Annotated in this window: 16 protein-coding genes; 8 read left to right on the top strand and 8 right to left on the bottom strand. The window is 44.0% G+C overall.

What is annotated here, in order from left to right; genetic code table 11:
* The first annotated feature begins 84 nt into the window (after positions 1-84).
* The 4 genes from M1L62_RS25435 (at position 85) to M1L62_RS25450 (ending at position 3,100) form a co-directional block, all read left to right on the top strand.
* Entirely contained in the window at positions 85-501 is a 417-nt protein-coding gene (locus tag M1L62_RS25435) for a hypothetical protein (RefSeq protein ID WP_254562464.1), read from the top strand.
* Positions 502-643: 142 nt separating this feature from the next.
* Positions 644-925 carry a hypothetical protein gene (locus tag M1L62_RS25440; RefSeq protein WP_254562465.1) on the top strand — a complete coding sequence of 94 codons (282 nt, stop codon included), beginning with the start codon at positions 644-646 and terminating at the stop codon, positions 923-925.
* 28 nt (positions 926-953) lie between these two features.
* Positions 954-1,868, top strand: coding sequence for a hypothetical protein (locus M1L62_RS25445; protein ID WP_254562466.1), 915 nt, complete (start codon positions 954-956; stop codon positions 1,866-1,868).
* A 125-nt stretch (positions 1,869-1,993) separates the two neighbouring features.
* Entirely contained in the window at positions 1,994-3,100 is a 1,107-nt protein-coding gene (locus tag M1L62_RS25450) for a PDDEXK nuclease domain-containing protein (RefSeq protein WP_254562467.1), read from the top strand.
* 25 nt (positions 3,101-3,125) lie between these two features.
* On the opposite strand, the gene M1L62_RS25455 is transcribed toward M1L62_RS25450, so the two are convergent.
* Genes M1L62_RS25455 through M1L62_RS25465 form a run of 3 tightly spaced genes read right to left on the bottom strand, consistent with a single transcriptional unit; the run spans position 3,126 to position 4,490 of the window.
* Positions 3,126-3,623, bottom strand: a complete 498-nt coding sequence (locus M1L62_RS25455) for a DUF1579 domain-containing protein (RefSeq protein WP_254562468.1) — start codon at positions 3,621-3,623, stop codon at positions 3,126-3,128.
* Positions 3,624-3,625: 2 nt separating this feature from the next.
* Positions 3,626-4,096 (bottom strand): hypothetical protein, encoded by a 471-nt coding sequence (locus tag M1L62_RS25460; protein ID WP_254562469.1) that lies wholly within the window; start codon positions 4,094-4,096, stop codon positions 3,626-3,628.
* 4 nt (positions 4,097-4,100) lie between these two features.
* Complete coding sequence (locus M1L62_RS25465) at positions 4,101-4,490, bottom strand: VOC family protein (protein WP_254562470.1); 390 nt, start codon at positions 4,488-4,490, stop codon at positions 4,101-4,103.
* Positions 4,491-4,685: 195 nt separating this feature from the next.
* Here M1L62_RS25465 and M1L62_RS25470 point away from each other — a divergent pair, with 195 nt between their 5' ends.
* Both M1L62_RS25470 and M1L62_RS25475 read left to right on the top strand, forming a co-directional pair.
* The gene (locus M1L62_RS25470) at positions 4,686-5,684 is read left to right on the top strand and encodes a GlxA family transcriptional regulator (RefSeq protein ID WP_254562471.1); all 999 of its coding nucleotides are present in this window, start codon (positions 4,686-4,688) and stop codon (positions 5,682-5,684) included.
* A 54-nt stretch (positions 5,685-5,738) separates the two neighbouring features.
* Positions 5,739-8,195 (top strand): hypothetical protein, encoded by a 2,457-nt coding sequence (locus M1L62_RS25475; protein ID WP_254562472.1) that lies wholly within the window; start codon positions 5,739-5,741, stop codon positions 8,193-8,195.
* 66 nt (positions 8,196-8,261) lie between these two features.
* Here M1L62_RS25475 and M1L62_RS25480 read toward each other — a convergent pair whose 3' ends face one another.
* The 5 genes from M1L62_RS25480 to M1L62_RS25500 form a co-directional block, all read right to left on the bottom strand.
* Positions 8,262-8,669, bottom strand: a complete 408-nt coding sequence (locus M1L62_RS25480) for a transcriptional regulator (RefSeq protein WP_254562473.1) — start codon at positions 8,667-8,669, stop codon at positions 8,262-8,264.
* Positions 8,670-8,795: 126 nt separating this feature from the next.
* A complete protein-coding gene (locus M1L62_RS25485) occupies positions 8,796-9,686 on the bottom strand; it encodes a helix-turn-helix domain-containing protein (protein ID WP_254562474.1) in 891 nt (296 codons plus the stop codon).
* A gap of 57 nt (positions 9,687-9,743) precedes the next feature.
* A complete protein-coding gene (locus M1L62_RS25490; protein ID WP_254562475.1) occupies positions 9,744-10,559 on the bottom strand; it encodes an oxidoreductase in 816 nt (271 codons plus the stop codon).
* 238 nt (positions 10,560-10,797) lie between these two features.
* Positions 10,798-11,193 (bottom strand): VOC family protein, encoded by a 396-nt coding sequence (locus tag M1L62_RS25495; RefSeq protein ID WP_254562476.1) that lies wholly within the window; start codon positions 11,191-11,193, stop codon positions 10,798-10,800.
* A gap of 89 nt (positions 11,194-11,282) precedes the next feature.
* Positions 11,283-11,873: a TetR/AcrR family transcriptional regulator gene (locus M1L62_RS25500; protein WP_254562477.1), complete on the bottom strand. Its 591-nt coding sequence runs from the start codon at positions 11,871-11,873 to the stop codon at positions 11,283-11,285.
* 352 nt (positions 11,874-12,225) lie between these two features.
* Here M1L62_RS25500 and M1L62_RS25505 point away from each other — a divergent pair, with 352 nt between their 5' ends.
* A complete protein-coding gene (locus tag M1L62_RS25505) occupies positions 12,226-13,536 on the top strand; it encodes an AAA family ATPase (protein ID WP_254562478.1) in 1,311 nt (436 codons plus the stop codon).
* Positions 13,536-14,789, top strand: a complete 1,254-nt coding sequence (locus tag M1L62_RS25510) for a tetratricopeptide repeat protein (RefSeq protein WP_254562479.1) — start codon at positions 13,536-13,538, stop codon at positions 14,787-14,789. Before M1L62_RS25505 ends, M1L62_RS25510 begins: the two co-directional genes overlap by 1 nt.
* Positions 14,790-15,438: the final 649 nt, after the last annotated feature.

The following is a 15,438-nucleotide window of genomic DNA, read 5'->3' on the forward strand; positions in this document are numbered from 1 at the left end:
GTAGCTACCTTTGTAACGTCGAAAGGCAAGTTAGTGAACTCATTTTTAAACAATTACAAATTAACACAATAACTTTTTACAGCCATGAAAAAATTACTTTTATTATTGACGCTTACCACTTTTATCTTTTCGTGCACAGACAAAGACAAGAAGGATCCTGAGCCGGCACCCGAACTGAGTACGCTCGTACAAGGTTCTTACAAAGCGACTAAACTGAAAATCGACGGAGAGAACAAACCGCTTGTCAATGGACGTTCGATCACGATGGTTTTTACAAAATCCACAGCGACCGAGGTGAACGGTATCATGAAATACACGACCGAAGATGGAGACAGTGGAGCGGAGGATCTTGGGGACGTGCTCCTGAAAGACAAAGGTGACAACGGTATCGATTTATACGACGGATCGGAAAAGGTTGGGAATGTAAGCAAGGACAATCTCCTGACCGTTTCGGTCTTCTCTGACGGTTCGCAAATTGATATTGTCGCTACTAAAAAATAACACTTCTCAACATAACGGATCATTTGTTTTGCCATCGGCTTTCGGCGGTTGGCAATCGGCTAAAAAGTTGTTTTTCGGACCGATCCGACAGCTGATTGCCGAAAGCCGATGGCAAATGCACCTACCATATATTCCCGGATAGATGAAAACGATATTTGAAAATTTTAGAATTGTTGCCTTTTTTGCTGCTATTGGTTTGATATTCAGCTGCACCAAATCCGATCCTGTTGTCGGCACATCCTGCGAAAGAAACGCGGAAAAAGTTTCGGAAGCTGCCCAGGCTTATACTGCGAATCCCACGAGCACTTCAAAATGTGAAGCCTATAAAACAGCCGTCAATAATTTTTTTAAGTCCTGCCCGACGTACTATTCGGGAGCTTCCAAGGATGCCCTGGACGAATTTTTGAAAACACCTTGTAATTAAAATATCCTGATTTCTATTAGCCATTGCCATGAAAAACTTAATTTCTTCCCTGCTTATTTATTGTGTCGCCCTTGCATTCCTGAATTTTAGGTTTGCCGATGATTTCTCAGAATTTGAAACGACTTCCCGTGATGTGCATGAGCGGTTGTGGAATGTGCTGCAACACAACGGGCTTAATGTTCCCTATGTAAGCAATAATATAAAAACTGCCTGCCGTGCTTTTCCAGGAGAACAACAGGCTGCTGCCGTCAAAAAGATTGGCGGCCTTTGCAAAGCATATTATGCTTCCGATGATTTTAAAAAGCGTTATCAGGATTGGCTCGCGAAAACATTTACGCAAACGACCGTTCAGCTTCCGGAGCGCCGGATCAAGCAGATCCGTGACGACAGACAGAAAAATGTGGATATGATGAAAGAACAGGATGTCGCTCCGGTGATCGATATGCAGATTTCAGCAAACCAGAGTTTTGCGGAAATGGGGAATATGTTAAACAGTTTGCCGGCCGACCAGCGAGCTGATTTTAAAAAGCAGGTCGATAACGGAAAACGAAATGTGGCTGAATACAAAAGATTGAAACAGCTTCTGAAAACAGACTACGCGGCATTTAAAAAACAATATGCAGAGCTTCAGGCGCAGGAACAAATTGATCAGGAACTCGATCAGCTGACGAGAAATAACAAGTCGAATGCTGCGGAATTTGAAAAATGGAAAGACCCTAAAAAAGTGCTTTCAGCCAAGTTGGGTGAATTCTTGGCGAAAACTCAGGGAGTTGATTTTGCTGCCCAGACGAAACTGGTTAACGGCAGGAAAAAATTTGTGAACGGAGCCTATGAAGGAAAAAGCGACCTCTGGAAATTTTGCTACCGGATGGGTCAGGCTCCCACCAATGCTGCACGTACTTTCGCCCAGCAATGGCAGACCGAATTGAAAAATAATATATAGTGAGTGGGATTAACAGGTTAGGTAGTTAGATAGTAAATAGGTCAGTTTTTCAGAAGCTGACCTATTTTGTTTTGAAAGCGATTTGCTGTTATCTTGTGTACAAATACACACTATAACATAAAAAGATGATGAATTTCGATTTATTGGTACACACCATTCATGATACGCATGCTACGCTTCAGCAAAGTGCGATCAAAGCGATCAACAAACATTTGACGATCAGAAACTGGCTCATCGGCTTTTACATCGTAGAATTTGAACAAAAAGGGGAGGATCGGGCGAGGTATGGGGAGCGATTGTTGGATGAGTTGGGGACGGCGCTTCAAATAAAAGGGCTCGGGTCCAGAAACTTAAAGCTCTTCAGACAGTTTTATTTTGCTTATCCTCAAATTGTGCAGACAGCGTCTGCACAATTGAAAAGAGCGGAAATTGGGGTTTCTGAAAAGTCCATCGGTATAAACAAGTTTGATGCTGAAATGTTACATTTGCTCGCCGCATCACCAACGGAGCAGACAGGGAAACCTGATAAGTTATCTTCGGATTTGCTGACAACAAAGCTGTCTTTTTCACATCTTACGTTGTTGTTACCAATCAAAAATCAAATTAAGCGCACTTTTTACGAAATCGCCTGCATCAAGGGCAACTGGAGTGTCAGCGAATTGAAGCGTCAGATTAATACGTTGTATTTCGAGCGCTCTGGAATGAGCCTGAATCCGGAGAAATTGAGTCTGGATGTTCAGGAAAATGCTGAGAAAGTCAGAGTGTCAGACATCATCAAATCTCCTTTTACCTTTGAATTTTTGGGATTGAAATCAAGGGACACTGTTTACGAAAATGACCTGGAGCAAGCCCTTGTAGATCACCTCGAAGAATTTTTGATTGAACTGGGTCATGGTTTTTGCTTTGAGGCCAAACAAAAACGTATAACCATAGGGGACGAATATTTCTTTATCGACCTCGTTTTTTACCACCGGGTTTTAAAATGTCACGTTCTGGTCGAACTCAAAACCGATGAGGTGAAACATGAACATATCGGGCAGCTCAAAACCTATATCAATTACTATAAAAAAGAGATTATGCTGGAAGGAGATAATCCTCCGGTTGGAATTCTTCTGGTAACCGATCAGAACAAAGCACTGGTCGAATATGCGGTAGCAGACACGGATATGGCCTTATTGTCAGCAAATACATTCTTGAATTGCCAAGTAAAGAGCAACTTGAAGTATTTATAAAAAACGAGTTGAATCAGCTTTAAACTTAGGAGACACGTTGGTACACTGTTTCCGTAGCTTTGTCTTCCTGGCCTTCGGGTGAGATATTGTAGGCGGTTATGATCAGATTATTTTCATCGATCAACTCGAAAACCGTTCGCCAGCCCCATGGTTCGGGAATATCCGGGCCGCCATAACTTCCCAAAACTGAAAAGCCACGATCGGTGATATTTCCTTCGGACAAAAGTATTCCGGTCCCCATATGAAAACTGTCGACCCATGAGCACTGGACCTTGTTGTTTGCAATATCAAAACCAAAGGTAGCAACGCCTTCAAAATAATTCCCGTTCAGGCTTCCCTGGTATGCATGAAGAAGAAAGCGGCCCTCCATGATCGGACGTATCGTTCCCTTCATGGGCGATTCATCGGCCAGCACATTGGGTTCGAACCAGGTTTTGGTTATTCCTTCCCATTGTCCCGCCAAAGTACCCAACTGTTTATGGACACCTGATTGCAATGAAATTTCAAACTTGTTTTCGCTCATGATTACTTACCGTTACCTTGTCCGGATTTAATTTTTCCTTTTTCGGATAATGCATGCTCCGATGTTCTTGTCATGGTTTTAATAAATTCCACTTTTTTAAAACGTAATGCACTCCAGTCTTCATCGATGGCTACCATGCGTACGGGTTCGAGATCATAGTTGCCCATGATTTGCCAGCCGGTATCACGGTTAAAGTCGCATTTGTATTTTTTTGAAGTGCCTTTTGGATAACACATCCAGAGAAGCGCGTCGCCTTTGAGAAGCGGGGCTATTGTCGGAATTAAATGATCAATTTCGCTTTGTCTGGTAACGAAAAGGAGGATAAATTCAATGTCAGATAATCCTTCCAGCGTATCGATAACCGTGGTTTCATCACGGATGCTGTCCAGATTTACCTGGAATGAATCCGGTCCGTTGACCACAACTACGGCTTTCTGGTTTTTCAGGTTTAGTTTTTTAAAAACGGCATCCATCTTATCAGTTTTTTTTCAAACGCTCATCTTCTTTGAGCAGGAGAACCACACCGGCAGGATCCGACATCCAGTTTCCCTTCATATCGTCAGGCAGTTTTTCAAGCTCTGGTCTGAAATTTACTCCATTTTCTGATAAATATGTTCTCGCCAGATGAATATCGTCTGTGTTTAATTCAAACCATATATCCGTCTGGCTAAAATGATCAACGCGGTCAAACCATAGCGTAAGAGTCCCAAAACGGCAATAATGACTTTGACCAGTATATTCATGGAAATAGGGTGTCAGTTCGAAACCAAGAACATCCCGGTAAAACGTGATGGTTTTATCATATCGGTCGAGCGGAATTTTGACGGCGACGTTTACACCTCCATCAAACACAGGTCTGCTACTCATATATTTTGATGATCATTGATGGCCCTCTGTCGTTTCTGAGGAAAGCCTGGTACGTGACAAGTTTCATAGCACTTATTTATCATGTTACAGGACAAAATTAAGTATATTGGCGAACTCAAATGCAGGCCTAAAAAGTCATTCGCAAGGGGTATTTGAGACAAAAATTAGATTAGTCATGATTTTAACGAAAATAAGATGGTACAACTAGCTCTTTTAATTACAAACAAACACCGTTTATTAAGCGTGGCTGCTATCCTGGATGTTTTTGAATCGGTAAACCGGTTTTATGAATCGAATGGAGAATCACGTTTTTTTGATATAAAATTATTCACCCTCGCCACGGAATCTCCGGGTGTAATGACTTTCGGTAACCATCAGCTTCAGCCCGTCCGCATGGCAGAACAGCAAGATCTGATATTGATTCCCGCATTTTCGGCAACAGATACCAATGAAGCCGTGCAGGAAAACAGATCCTTGATCCCATGGTTGCAGCAGCAATATCAGAAGGGGGCCGAAATTGCAAGTTTCTGTACCGGAGCCTTTTTGCTGGCTGCCACCGGACTTTTAAATGGAAAAAGTGCCACTACCCATGTTAATGCCACGGCGAATTTTGCAGCTGCTTTTCCCGCGGTTCGCCTCTATGGCGACGCGATTGTGACGGACGAGGCCGGGATATATACCAGTGGAGGAGCGACCAGCAGCTTTCACCTGATGCTGCACCTGATCAAACTGTACTGCGGTCGGGAAGTAACGATACACATTGCCAAATTGTTTGCCATTGATATGGACCGTGAGCAGCAGGCTTATTTCGGCACTTTTCAGCCTCCGCAAAACCATGGGGATAACCTCGTTACCATGGCTCAGAAACGGATCGAGGATGCATATCAGGAAGTAAGCACGATTGAGGAAATGATACAGGATATTCCGGCCAGCCGTCGGAACGTTGTCCGTAGGTTCAAGCTCGCGACCGGTGTTACCCCCATAGAATACCTTCAGAAAACCAGGATTGAAGCAGCCAAAAAACTATTGGAACAAACCGACCAGAGTGTGTTGGAAGTCATGTTGAATTCCGGATACAATGATTTGAAAGCTTTCCGGCAATTGTTCAAAAAGAGTGCCGGTATGACTCCGAAATCTTATCGCGAGAAGTTTAACGCCGGCAGAATGGAAAGCGTCGGATATGCCCGAAAGTAATAAAATATTGCTAATTTGGTTTAGCATTTCAAGCATTATCAATTCATCTCAACTATGTTAGCCACTTCAAGATCATTAAAGATTATCGTCATACTATGGAGCGTTCTGCTGGGAAAGCAGGTGTGCGCTCAGGACAGCTGGCCGAAAGAGTTATCGTTTTCGGGCGGAGGTGTCATAACGATTTACCAGCCACAGCCTGAAAAACTATCCGGGGATAACCTTGATTTCCGTGCAGCAGTGTCGGTCAGGAAGAAATCAGGCGACGAGCCGGTTTTTGGAGCGATGTGGGTCCAGGCACAACTGGATAGTCGCGGAAGTAATGCGACGGTAAAACAGGTTACGGTCAGGCAGTCCAAATTTGCGGATCAGGAAACGATATCGGCAGCTGATTTTAAAAGATCAGTAGAACAGGGTTTTCCCGGTCTTCGTGTACAGTTTTCAAAAGAAAACCTTCAGGCTTCCATTAATCAGCAACGGGGCGGAGAGAATTTGAAAAATGATCCGCCACTGATCATCTATCGTGACAAACCTACGACACTGATCGTGCTGGATGGTGAACCTTTGGAAGAAACCGACGAGGAGCTGAAAATGACGCGGGTTGTGAATACACCTTATCTGATCGTTAAAAATCCCGACGATAAGAAATATTATTTGTACGGAGGAAGTTTCTGGTACAGCTCCACGCGCATTAAAGACGGTTGGGTAAATGTAAAAAAACTGCCCTCGCGGATAAAAAAGGTGGATGCCAAAATGAAAGAGGAAGAAAAGAAAGCATCTAGTGAAAATGACCCAACGAGCAAGTTTACCACACCGACGGCCATTTTGGTTGTAACGGAGCCTGCTGAGCTTATTCAGACGGAGGGGAAACCAACGTATCAATCCGTGCAAGGTTCTACACTTTTGTATGTCAACAACTCGCTGGATGAGATTTTTAAAGATATTGACAGTCAGAAAAATTACATTCTTATTGCCGGGCGCTGGTATCGGAGCTCCTCTCTGAATGGCCCCTGGGAATATGTTTCTCAGGATGCGCTACCCAGTGCTTTCGCAGATATTCCGGCGGGGTCGGAAAAGGATGGCGTGCTGGCGAGCGTAGCAGGAACCGACGAAGCCTATGAAGCAGTAATGGATGCGCAAATTCCCCAAACCGCAAAAGTGGACCGCTCTACGGCGCGGGTTGAAGTGAACTATGACGGAAATCCAAGTTTTGCCCCCATTGAAAATACAAATCTGTCGATTGCCGAAAATAGTAATATCACCGTCATGCGGGCTGCCAACAACCGGTTTTATGCCCTTGATAACGGAATTTGGTATGTGAGCAATGATCCTTATGGCCCATGGCAGGTAGCCAATGAGCGCCCCGCCGATGTTGACAGAATTCCTCCAAGCAGCAGCGCCTACAATGCGAGGTATGTACAGATCTATGAAACGACACCGCAGTATGTCTACGTAGGATATACGCAAGGTTATATGGGGAATTACATTTATGGCCCGACCGTTGTGTGGGGAACCGGTTGGCATTACCGGCCATGGAGAGGCAGATATTACCGCCCGAGGCCGATTACCTGGGGTTTTGGCATGCACTATAATCCCTGGACAGGCTGGTCCATGAGTTTTGGACTGGGCTTCAATGTTGGCTGGTACCACTATGCATACAGCCGCCCTTACTACGGAGGAGGTTGGTTTGGACCGCCTGCTTACCGTCCTCCACATCGTCCATGGGGATGGAATGGTGGATATTATGGAAATCGGCCAGGTTATAACCGTCCGGGAGGAAACGACTATAACAATCGTCCAAGACCCAATGTTGCCGTTAACAGACCAAGGCCAGGTGGCGGGTATACCCGACCGGGAGGTGATTACACCCGACCTGGCAGTAACAATAATTTATATCGCGACCGCAAATACGTTGTTTCGACACGGGATAATGTTTTCAGACCGGTGACACGGCCTTCGACAGGCAGGCCATCAACTGGTGATAATTCAACAGGCAGGCCGCCTGTCACGAGACCGGGGACAGGTAATAATGACAACGGAAGACCGAATATCGGAAGGCCATCAACAGGGTCGGGAGGCGTTACCGTTCCGGACAGAACAAGGCCGTCCACTGGCGACAATTCGTCGGGCAGGCCTTCGGTTACAAGGCCGGGGACCGGAAATAACGATAACGCCAGACCTGATATCGGACGACCATCAACCGGCTCGGGAGGTGTGACTGTTCCTGACAGAACGAGACCATCCACGGGCGGCGGACAAACCACCCGTCCGGAAGTCACCCGACCAGAGGTTACCCGTCCGGTTACGAGACCGACCGAGTCGGGGCGCCAGCCAGCGGTGCAGCCTAACCGCGATCGCCCGCCTGTTACGCGCCCGTCGGTTAACCCGGGACAAAATACCCGTCCTCCACAAAGCCAGCAACCGGCAGTGAATCAGCCCAGACCGGCCACGAGATCTGGTGGAGAACAGTCGAGGCAGCCGTCACAAAGGTCAAATCCGAGAGGTCAGGAATAAACTGAAAATAAAAAAGGATGAATTCCAAACCGGAATTCATCCTTTTTTAGCAAATAGAGCCATATTTTATTCGAGACGCACGAGGCACAGCACCTCGTTATCGTTTTTATACCATTCCAGGCAGTAACCGTCGTGGGCGATACGTGGGTCTTCAAGAAGTTTCATGAATGTGCTGCCGATGATCTGTGGATTTTTCATCCAGTCGATTATGGTTTCACTGATATATTGTCCTTTGACGATCGTGAATGGGGTATAACCTGCTTTTTCGGCTTCCCCGTCATGAAGTTCCGTAACGGCTGCCTTGTAAATGATCACCCCTTTTTCATTAGGACTGGATAACCCGTACCAGGTTCTTTTTTCGCAATCGGGTAGGGTCGCCTGTAAAGTGTCAAACGCTTCCTTTATCCCATCGGGAAAAGACTTGGCTGTATTACAAATGACTTTCAGATCTTCCTTCAATTCAAATGTTTCCATAGCTTTCGGTTGTTTGTGCTTTGATTAACATAACACAAAGTAACGAGAAATTCAGGAAGTTATACGTCGGGGTTTGGGACAAGGACAGGGGGGAGGCAAGACAAATTTGTACTTTCTTGTGAACGGTTAATTCAGCTGATGTTTTTTAAAACCATTCGGTGTTACTCCGACCTCTTTCTTGAAAAGACGCGAAAAATAGGACATATTTTCAAAACCTAACGTATAAGCAACCTCGGTAACGGATTGCTCCGGCCCTATCAGCATATTTTTGGCTTCCGAAATGAGATAGATATGGATCAATTCCAGTGCTGTTTTACCGCTTTCCTGTTTTAACAGATCACTCAGATAACGTGGAGAAACGTTCATTTGTCCGGCCATGTAGTTGACAGTCGGTAACCCGAGGGTCTGAAGGTTATCGCCCGAGAAATATTTGGCCAAGGTGTCGTTGAACTTTGTTACTGTTTTACCGGATAGCTGGGAGCGGTTCAGAAACTGGCGTTTGTAAAAACGCTGAGCGTATTTCAGCATGGAGCTCACATTGGATAACATAATCTCCCGGCTGAATTCATCCTGATTATTGTTGTACTCGGCTTCCAGCGCATGATAAAACGACCAGATGATCTGCTCTTCTCTTGGTGACAGATGAAGCGCTTCATTGGTTTCGTAATCGAAGAAATGGTATTTTTTTATTTCATTATACAGCTCATGACCGTTCAGGAAATCTTCATGGATAAAAAGAAGGAAACCATCTTCGTCAAATTCCAGGTTTTTCATTTCGATTACCTGGCGCGGTTTAACAAACATCATAGACCCGCAATCATGATCGTATTTTGTGCGGCCATACATGATCACACCGGATTTTAATTTTTTAAAACCGATCATGTAAAAGTCGCTCGTGAATTCACGGTCACCAATGGAACAGGTTTTGTTACATTGGTACAGGCTGAACAGTGGATTTTCCGGTGGTGGAAATCCATTTTCGCGATGCAGGTCGCTCAGTTTTTTATAATGTTTCATATGCCTGATTTTTGCAGGGTTCAGGACTGTCGCTGAACCCTACAAAGTTATATTAAATTATCCATGTGCGGCTGCTGAAACCTCCTCCCATTCTTTAAAACTTTCCAGCCGTTGCCCGTAAACCTGTTTAATAAAAGGATAAGCAACTTTACCCAAAAGCAAACGTAAAGGAGGGTTTTCTGAGTCGATTACTTTTAAAACTGCGTCAACTGTGGCCTCCGGCTTGCCGAAAGAATCGGGATCGGCACTTTTTTTGAAGGCTTCTTTTACTTCATTATATTCATCCATATGTTCAGTCTGGAATGCCGAAGCTCCTGACCAGTCGGTTGTAAACCCGTTAGGTTCAATCAGCGTAATGTTGATCCCGAAGTCCTTGACTTCTGATGCAAGCGTTTCACTAAGGCCCTCAACCGCAAATTTGGACGCATTATACAGCCCTAAAACCGGTAAAGTGACCAATCCTAAAATGCTGGAAACCTGAATAATATGGCCACTTTTTTGCTGACGCATAACGGGTAAAACGGCCTGTGATAACCAAAGTAGTCCAAAAAAGTTGGTTTCCATTTGCGCCCTTGCTTCCTCTTCGGTCGTTTCTTCAACCGTACCGAATAAGCCATAACCTGCGTTATTAATCAACACATCAATACGGCCAAAGTGTTTTACCACTTTATCTATGGCCTCAAAAGAGGCCTGTCTGTCGTTCACGTCCAGCTTGATCGGCAATACGGCGTCGCCATATTTCGCTACCAGGTCGTCCAGCGTTTTGGTATCTCTTGCAGTAGCCGCTACTTTATCACCACGTTGTAAAAGGGCCTCTGCCCATAGTTTACCGAAGCCACGTGAAGCACCGGTAATTATTATTGTTTTTGACATTATTTTCGTTGTTTGTTACACAACAAAAGTACTATGTCCGGTGCCTGGCCATTTTATACAAAAGTGGGTATTACTAACACATTTTTACGGTTATCGTTTTCAAGGATCGTGACAATCCGGTTACGTTAAATTTTTATATGAATATAAAAAAATGCAGTCCTATCTTCCGATTAGGACTGCATAATAAACGGTTCCGTTTTAAAGCAAATGCCGACATGATCAGGATTGCCTGCTGCCGTCAGTTTGCATTTACTTTACTTTTAAGCTCGGGACGTTCTTCCTGAATCAGGCTGTTTACCTCGACCATAAACCCTCCGGGAGCGTTGAAATAAAAAGTGAGTCTTCCAAACTCTTCCCGGATGTCTTCTGGCGCGTATCCGTCGGCGGTTATTCTTTCATGTATTGCGTGGACCTGTTCTACGGTATCCTGCATAAAGCCAATGTGAAATATCTTTGGATAGATCACATCATCGCTTTTGAAAATTGTAATCAATGACCCATTGTCGTCCAGAACAAACGCCATTTTTGAGTTAAATGGAGTTCCGGGAGCGCGTAGCAGGCCGAAATAATTCTCAAACATTTCAACAGTTCCGATAACATCGGTTACCCCAAGTCCTAAGTGATTCAGTTTCATAAATATTTGTTCTAATGGTTAGAGAATTGATCTTTTGTTTACTGATAAAGAAGATTTGCCAGACACTGCAAGAGGCGCTTTGGAGGTGATTATTTTTTTAAAGCCTTTAGAATAAGGTCAAATGTTTGCCAGAGAATGATTTCCGTCATTTTGAATGGCGTAGCGCCTGGCCTGCTCCCTTCATAATGTGCGCGGATCAGCGACTGAAGAGGAGAAAATGCAACAGACCAGTACACTTCCAAAGGCATGGCTTCTACCTCGCCACGGCTGACGGCATTCTGCATAAAACGATCCAGGATTTTTTGATAATCGTCCTGAAAACCATTGTATACCTGATCCTGATAAGATGAAGACCGGAGTTGATCGAAGAATAACCCCAGTATCGGGTTCTCCATAAAATAGTCATATCGGTTCTTCCACTGCACGCGAAGCCCTTCTTCAAAACTGGTTTCCGGATCAAACCCCCGAAGTATAACCTGCCGCATCAGTTCAATTTGCTCCCGGGCAATTTTAATGATCAGGTCGTCCTTGTCTTTATAATAGATGTAAATCGTAGCAATTGAAATCTCGCAGACTTTTGCGAGTTTATTCACGGTAAAGCTTTCGAAACCGTGGTTGACCAGCTGTTCAATCGTTTTTTGCTTAACCAGTTGCTCCTTTTCTATATTTCTGTGTCTCATATATTTAAAATTGTTTTCAAATATAAGTGATTAATCACTTATTAATAAAATTACGGAGAAATTATTTGTTTTCGGGAAGTTGATGCCTGTATGATTTTTTCAAATTTATACTTTGGAAGACGTTCTGGCAGACTTCTTGCCCACTATTTTTTTCAAACCGATGACGCGTTCGGAGTAGTCTCCAGACTACGCCGAACGCTACTCCGAACACGGGTATACAGACCAGCAGGAATACGTCAGCGGTAGCATCACTAAATTTTTAAACCGTTAAAAAGCCTGATTAACCAATAATAAGCGTATTATTAAAGTTTGATACAGATTAGCGAACAGGATCAGTTATTAATGATAAGGAATGGACGAAAATTCGATTAATAGTTTAAAGGCGGCCCTCAGTTTTTCACCGGACAATATTCCTCTAAAACAGCATCTTGCTGAAACTTTGCTACACGCGAACCGGCTTGAAGAGGCAGAAAAGGAATATTCAGAGTTATTAAAGTTGTCAGGCGATACAAAATCTAAATTCGGGCTTGCCAGGATTTTCTTTTTGAAGGCAGAATATTCCAAATGTAATGTCATTCTGGAACATCTTATTGAAGATGAGCCGCGGAATTTCGATGTATTGGTACTGTATGCGAGGGCACTTTTGAGGGAGAAAAGTATTCATGCTGCCGTGGATATATACCAGAAAGCACTGGCGCTGAACCCGGGATATCAGGATGAGGAACTTGATAGAGAATTGAGAATAACAGGCATTCATCCGGATGAGGATGTATTTGAAGAGGAAACCGAAGTTGGATTTATGCAAAGGCCATCCATTAATTTTAATGATGTGGGCGGCATGGACCAGGTAAAAAAGGAGATTGACCTTAAAATCATCAAGCCTCTTTTACATCAGGATTTGTATAAGGCATATGGCAAAAAGACGGGCGGCGGCATTTTGTTGTATGGTCCTCCGGGATGTGGAAAAACTTTTATCGCCAAGGCGACAGCAGGTCAGGTTAACGCACGATTTATCAATGTCGGTCTGAATGATATTCTCGATATGTGGATCGGCAGCAGTGAAAAGAATCTGCACCAAATATTTGAACTAGCCAGACAAAATACCCCTTGTGTACTGTTTTTTGATGAAATAGATGCGTTGGGAGCGAGCCGCAGCGATATGAAACAATCAAGTGGAAGACATTTGATCAATCAGTTTTTGCAGGAGCTCGATGGGATCGGAAATAATAATGATGGGATCCTGATCATGGGCGCAACCAATACGCCATGGCACCAGGATCCTGCTTTCCGCAGACCTGGCCGTTTTGACCGGATTATTTTTGTACCGCCGCCAGACGATGCTGCGCGTGAATCCATTCTTGAGCTGAAACTCAAAAACAAACCTGTTGACGGGATAGATTATAAGCAGGTAGCCAAAAAGCTGGAACATTATTCGGGCGCGGATTTGGAAGCGGTGATTGATATTGCAATAGAAGAAAAAATAGAATCCTCGTTTATCGATGGTGTACCCAAGCCGCTGAAAACGCAGGATTTACTGAATGCTGGTAAAAAACATAAGGCAAGTACACAGGAGTGGTTCACTACGGCCAAGAACTTTGCTCTTTTTGCAAATGATTCGGGTTTGTATGATGATATTCTTACGCATTTAAAAATCAAAAAATAATGACCGGAATCCTTCTTCAGAGAGCAGAGATATTGATTCAGCAGCGCAGATATATTGAAGCAGAAAAAATTTTAAAGGATGTATTAAGCAGCGATCCGGGGGATTTGCATACGCTCGTTTTGCTTGCCGAGACTAGCATTCATCTTGAACAAACCGAAAAAGCGGAGCGTCTGATTGACACGGCCATCGGCATTGATCCGGGTTCGGGATATCTGTTTTATATGAAGGCGAGGATTTCTCTCCTGAAAAATGACTATGATGAAGCCGAGGCGAATTTTAAACAGGCGCTTGAACTTGATCCGGCTGAACCAGACTACTACGCATTTTGGGCTTCGATAAAATTGCTTCGGAAACAATATGAAAATGCTCTGGAGCTGGCGGATCAGGCACTGGAAATTGATCCTGAAAACATATTGGCGCTGAATACAAGGAGCACCGCTTTGTTAAAGCTGAATAATCATGAGGAGTCGTTTCAAACCATTGAAGGGGCACTGAGGGAAGATCCCAATAACGCTTATACGCATGCAAATTATGGATGGAACCTTTTAGAGCGGGGCGACCATAAGAAAGCGCTGGTGCATTTTGGAGAAGCTTTAAAAAATGATCCGGATAACTATCACGCTCAGGGTGGTATGGTGGAAGCGTTGAAGGCGAACAATCTGGTGTACCGGTTATTTTTGAAGTATGCATTCTGGATCGGGAATTTAACCGCCAATTATCAATGGGGCGTAATCATTGGACTCTATGCGGGATCAAAATTATTGAGGGTTATTGCCAACAGCAACGAAAGCCTGCGGCCGTTTCTTAATCCTTTGGTTACATTGTTGGCGATTATTGCATTTTCAACGTGGATCATTACGCCGGTAAGTAATCTTTTCCTGCGTTTTAACAAATACGGAAAACATCTGCTGGATAAAAAAGAGATTATGAGCTCCAATTTTGTTGCGGCAAGTTTCCTGGTGTTTCTGGTTGGGATGGCAGGGTTGTTAGCGAGCGGCGATGATAAATTTATTTCAATAGCGGCTTTCGGATTTGCCATGATGGTACCTTTCGGGTCCATGTTTTCAAAAACAAAATACAAACATGCGCTGGTTGTTTATACTGCCGTGCTCGGTTTGTTGGGAATTGCTGCGATAACCGTGACATTTAGGACGGGTGAGCTTTTCAATGAATTTACAACGCTGTTTGGTTTTGGGTTTATTGCTTTTCAGTTTGTCGCTAACTTTTTGGGAATAAAGGAGAATAATGTTTAGTGAGGTTTGGGGTTATTGGTCCGGTCGGAGACCGGTGGTGACTATGTCGAACCGGAGAACGGATGTTACGTTTAGGAATAGCAGATACGAGCCGTTCCGATGGAACGGAAATGGAGAAATTCAACATGTTCGCTACCAACGAAATGTTCCTGTCGAAACAAAACATGTGGATAATCTGATATCATCTCTTCGTCGGAACAAAAGGCTTAAATATCTCGATATCATTGTCCCATAGGGACATTTTGTAGGTAGAAAATGGAGCAGAACCATGTGGTTTTCGTTCCGTAGGAACGTTTCGTGATTTGGCGCATTTTAATTGTTGTTGAGGCTGGGTCATGTTCACATGTTTCCGGGGTTAGGTTTAGCAATAGCAAATACGAGCCGTTCCGATGGAACGGAAATCGAGCAATCCAACATGCTTTCTACCAACGAAATGTTCCTACCGGAACAAAATATGTGGATAATCTGATATCATCTCTCAGTCGGAACAAAAACGCTTTAATATCCCGATATCATTGTCCCATAGGGACATTTTGTAGGTAGAAAATGGAGCGGAACCATGTGGTTTTCGTTCCGTAGGAACGTTTCGTGATCCGGCACCTTTTAATTGTTGTTGAGGCTGGGTCATGTTCACATGTTTCCGGTGTTA

This window comes from Dyadobacter diqingensis (genome assembly GCF_024220585.1).
In the GTDB taxonomy this organism is placed as follows: Bacteria; Bacteroidota; Bacteroidia; order Cytophagales; family Spirosomataceae; genus Dyadobacter; species Dyadobacter diqingensis.

Coding starts and splice junctions, on each gene's coding strand:
- M1L62_RS25435 (WP_254562464.1), top strand. CDS start 85: ATGAAAAAATTACTTTTATTATTGACGCTTACCACTTTTATCTTTTCG.
- M1L62_RS25440 (WP_254562465.1), top strand. CDS start 644: ATGAAAACGATATTTGAAAATTTTAGAATTGTTGCCTTTTTTGCTGCT.
- M1L62_RS25445 (WP_254562466.1), top strand. CDS start 954: ATGAAAAACTTAATTTCTTCCCTGCTTATTTATTGTGTCGCCCTTGCA.
- M1L62_RS25450 (WP_254562467.1), top strand. CDS start 1,994: ATGATGAATTTCGATTTATTGGTACACACCATTCATGATACGCATGCT.
- M1L62_RS25455 (WP_254562468.1), bottom strand. CDS start 3,623: ATGAGCGAAAACAAGTTTGAAATTTCATTGCAATCAGGTGTCCATAAA.
- M1L62_RS25460 (WP_254562469.1), bottom strand. CDS start 4,096: ATGGATGCCGTTTTTAAAAAACTAAACCTGAAAAACCAGAAAGCCGTA.
- M1L62_RS25465 (WP_254562470.1), bottom strand. CDS start 4,490: ATGAGTAGCAGACCTGTGTTTGATGGAGGTGTAAACGTCGCCGTCAAA.
- M1L62_RS25470 (WP_254562471.1), top strand. CDS start 4,686: ATGGTACAACTAGCTCTTTTAATTACAAACAAACACCGTTTATTAAGC.
- M1L62_RS25475 (WP_254562472.1), top strand. CDS start 5,739: ATGTTAGCCACTTCAAGATCATTAAAGATTATCGTCATACTATGGAGC.
- M1L62_RS25480 (WP_254562473.1), bottom strand. CDS start 8,669: ATGGAAACATTTGAATTGAAGGAAGATCTGAAAGTCATTTGTAATACA.
- M1L62_RS25485 (WP_254562474.1), bottom strand. CDS start 9,686: ATGAAACATTATAAAAAACTGAGCGACCTGCATCGCGAAAATGGATTT.
- M1L62_RS25490 (WP_254562475.1), bottom strand. CDS start 10,559: ATGTCAAAAACAATAATAATTACCGGTGCTTCACGTGGCTTCGGTAAA.
- M1L62_RS25495 (WP_254562476.1), bottom strand. CDS start 11,193: ATGAAACTGAATCACTTAGGACTTGGGGTAACCGATGTTATCGGAACT.
- M1L62_RS25500 (WP_254562477.1), bottom strand. CDS start 11,873: ATGAGACACAGAAATATAGAAAAGGAGCAACTGGTTAAGCAAAAAACG.
- M1L62_RS25505 (WP_254562478.1), top strand. CDS start 12,226: ATGGACGAAAATTCGATTAATAGTTTAAAGGCGGCCCTCAGTTTTTCA.
- M1L62_RS25510 (WP_254562479.1), top strand. CDS start 13,536: ATGACCGGAATCCTTCTTCAGAGAGCAGAGATATTGATTCAGCAGCGC.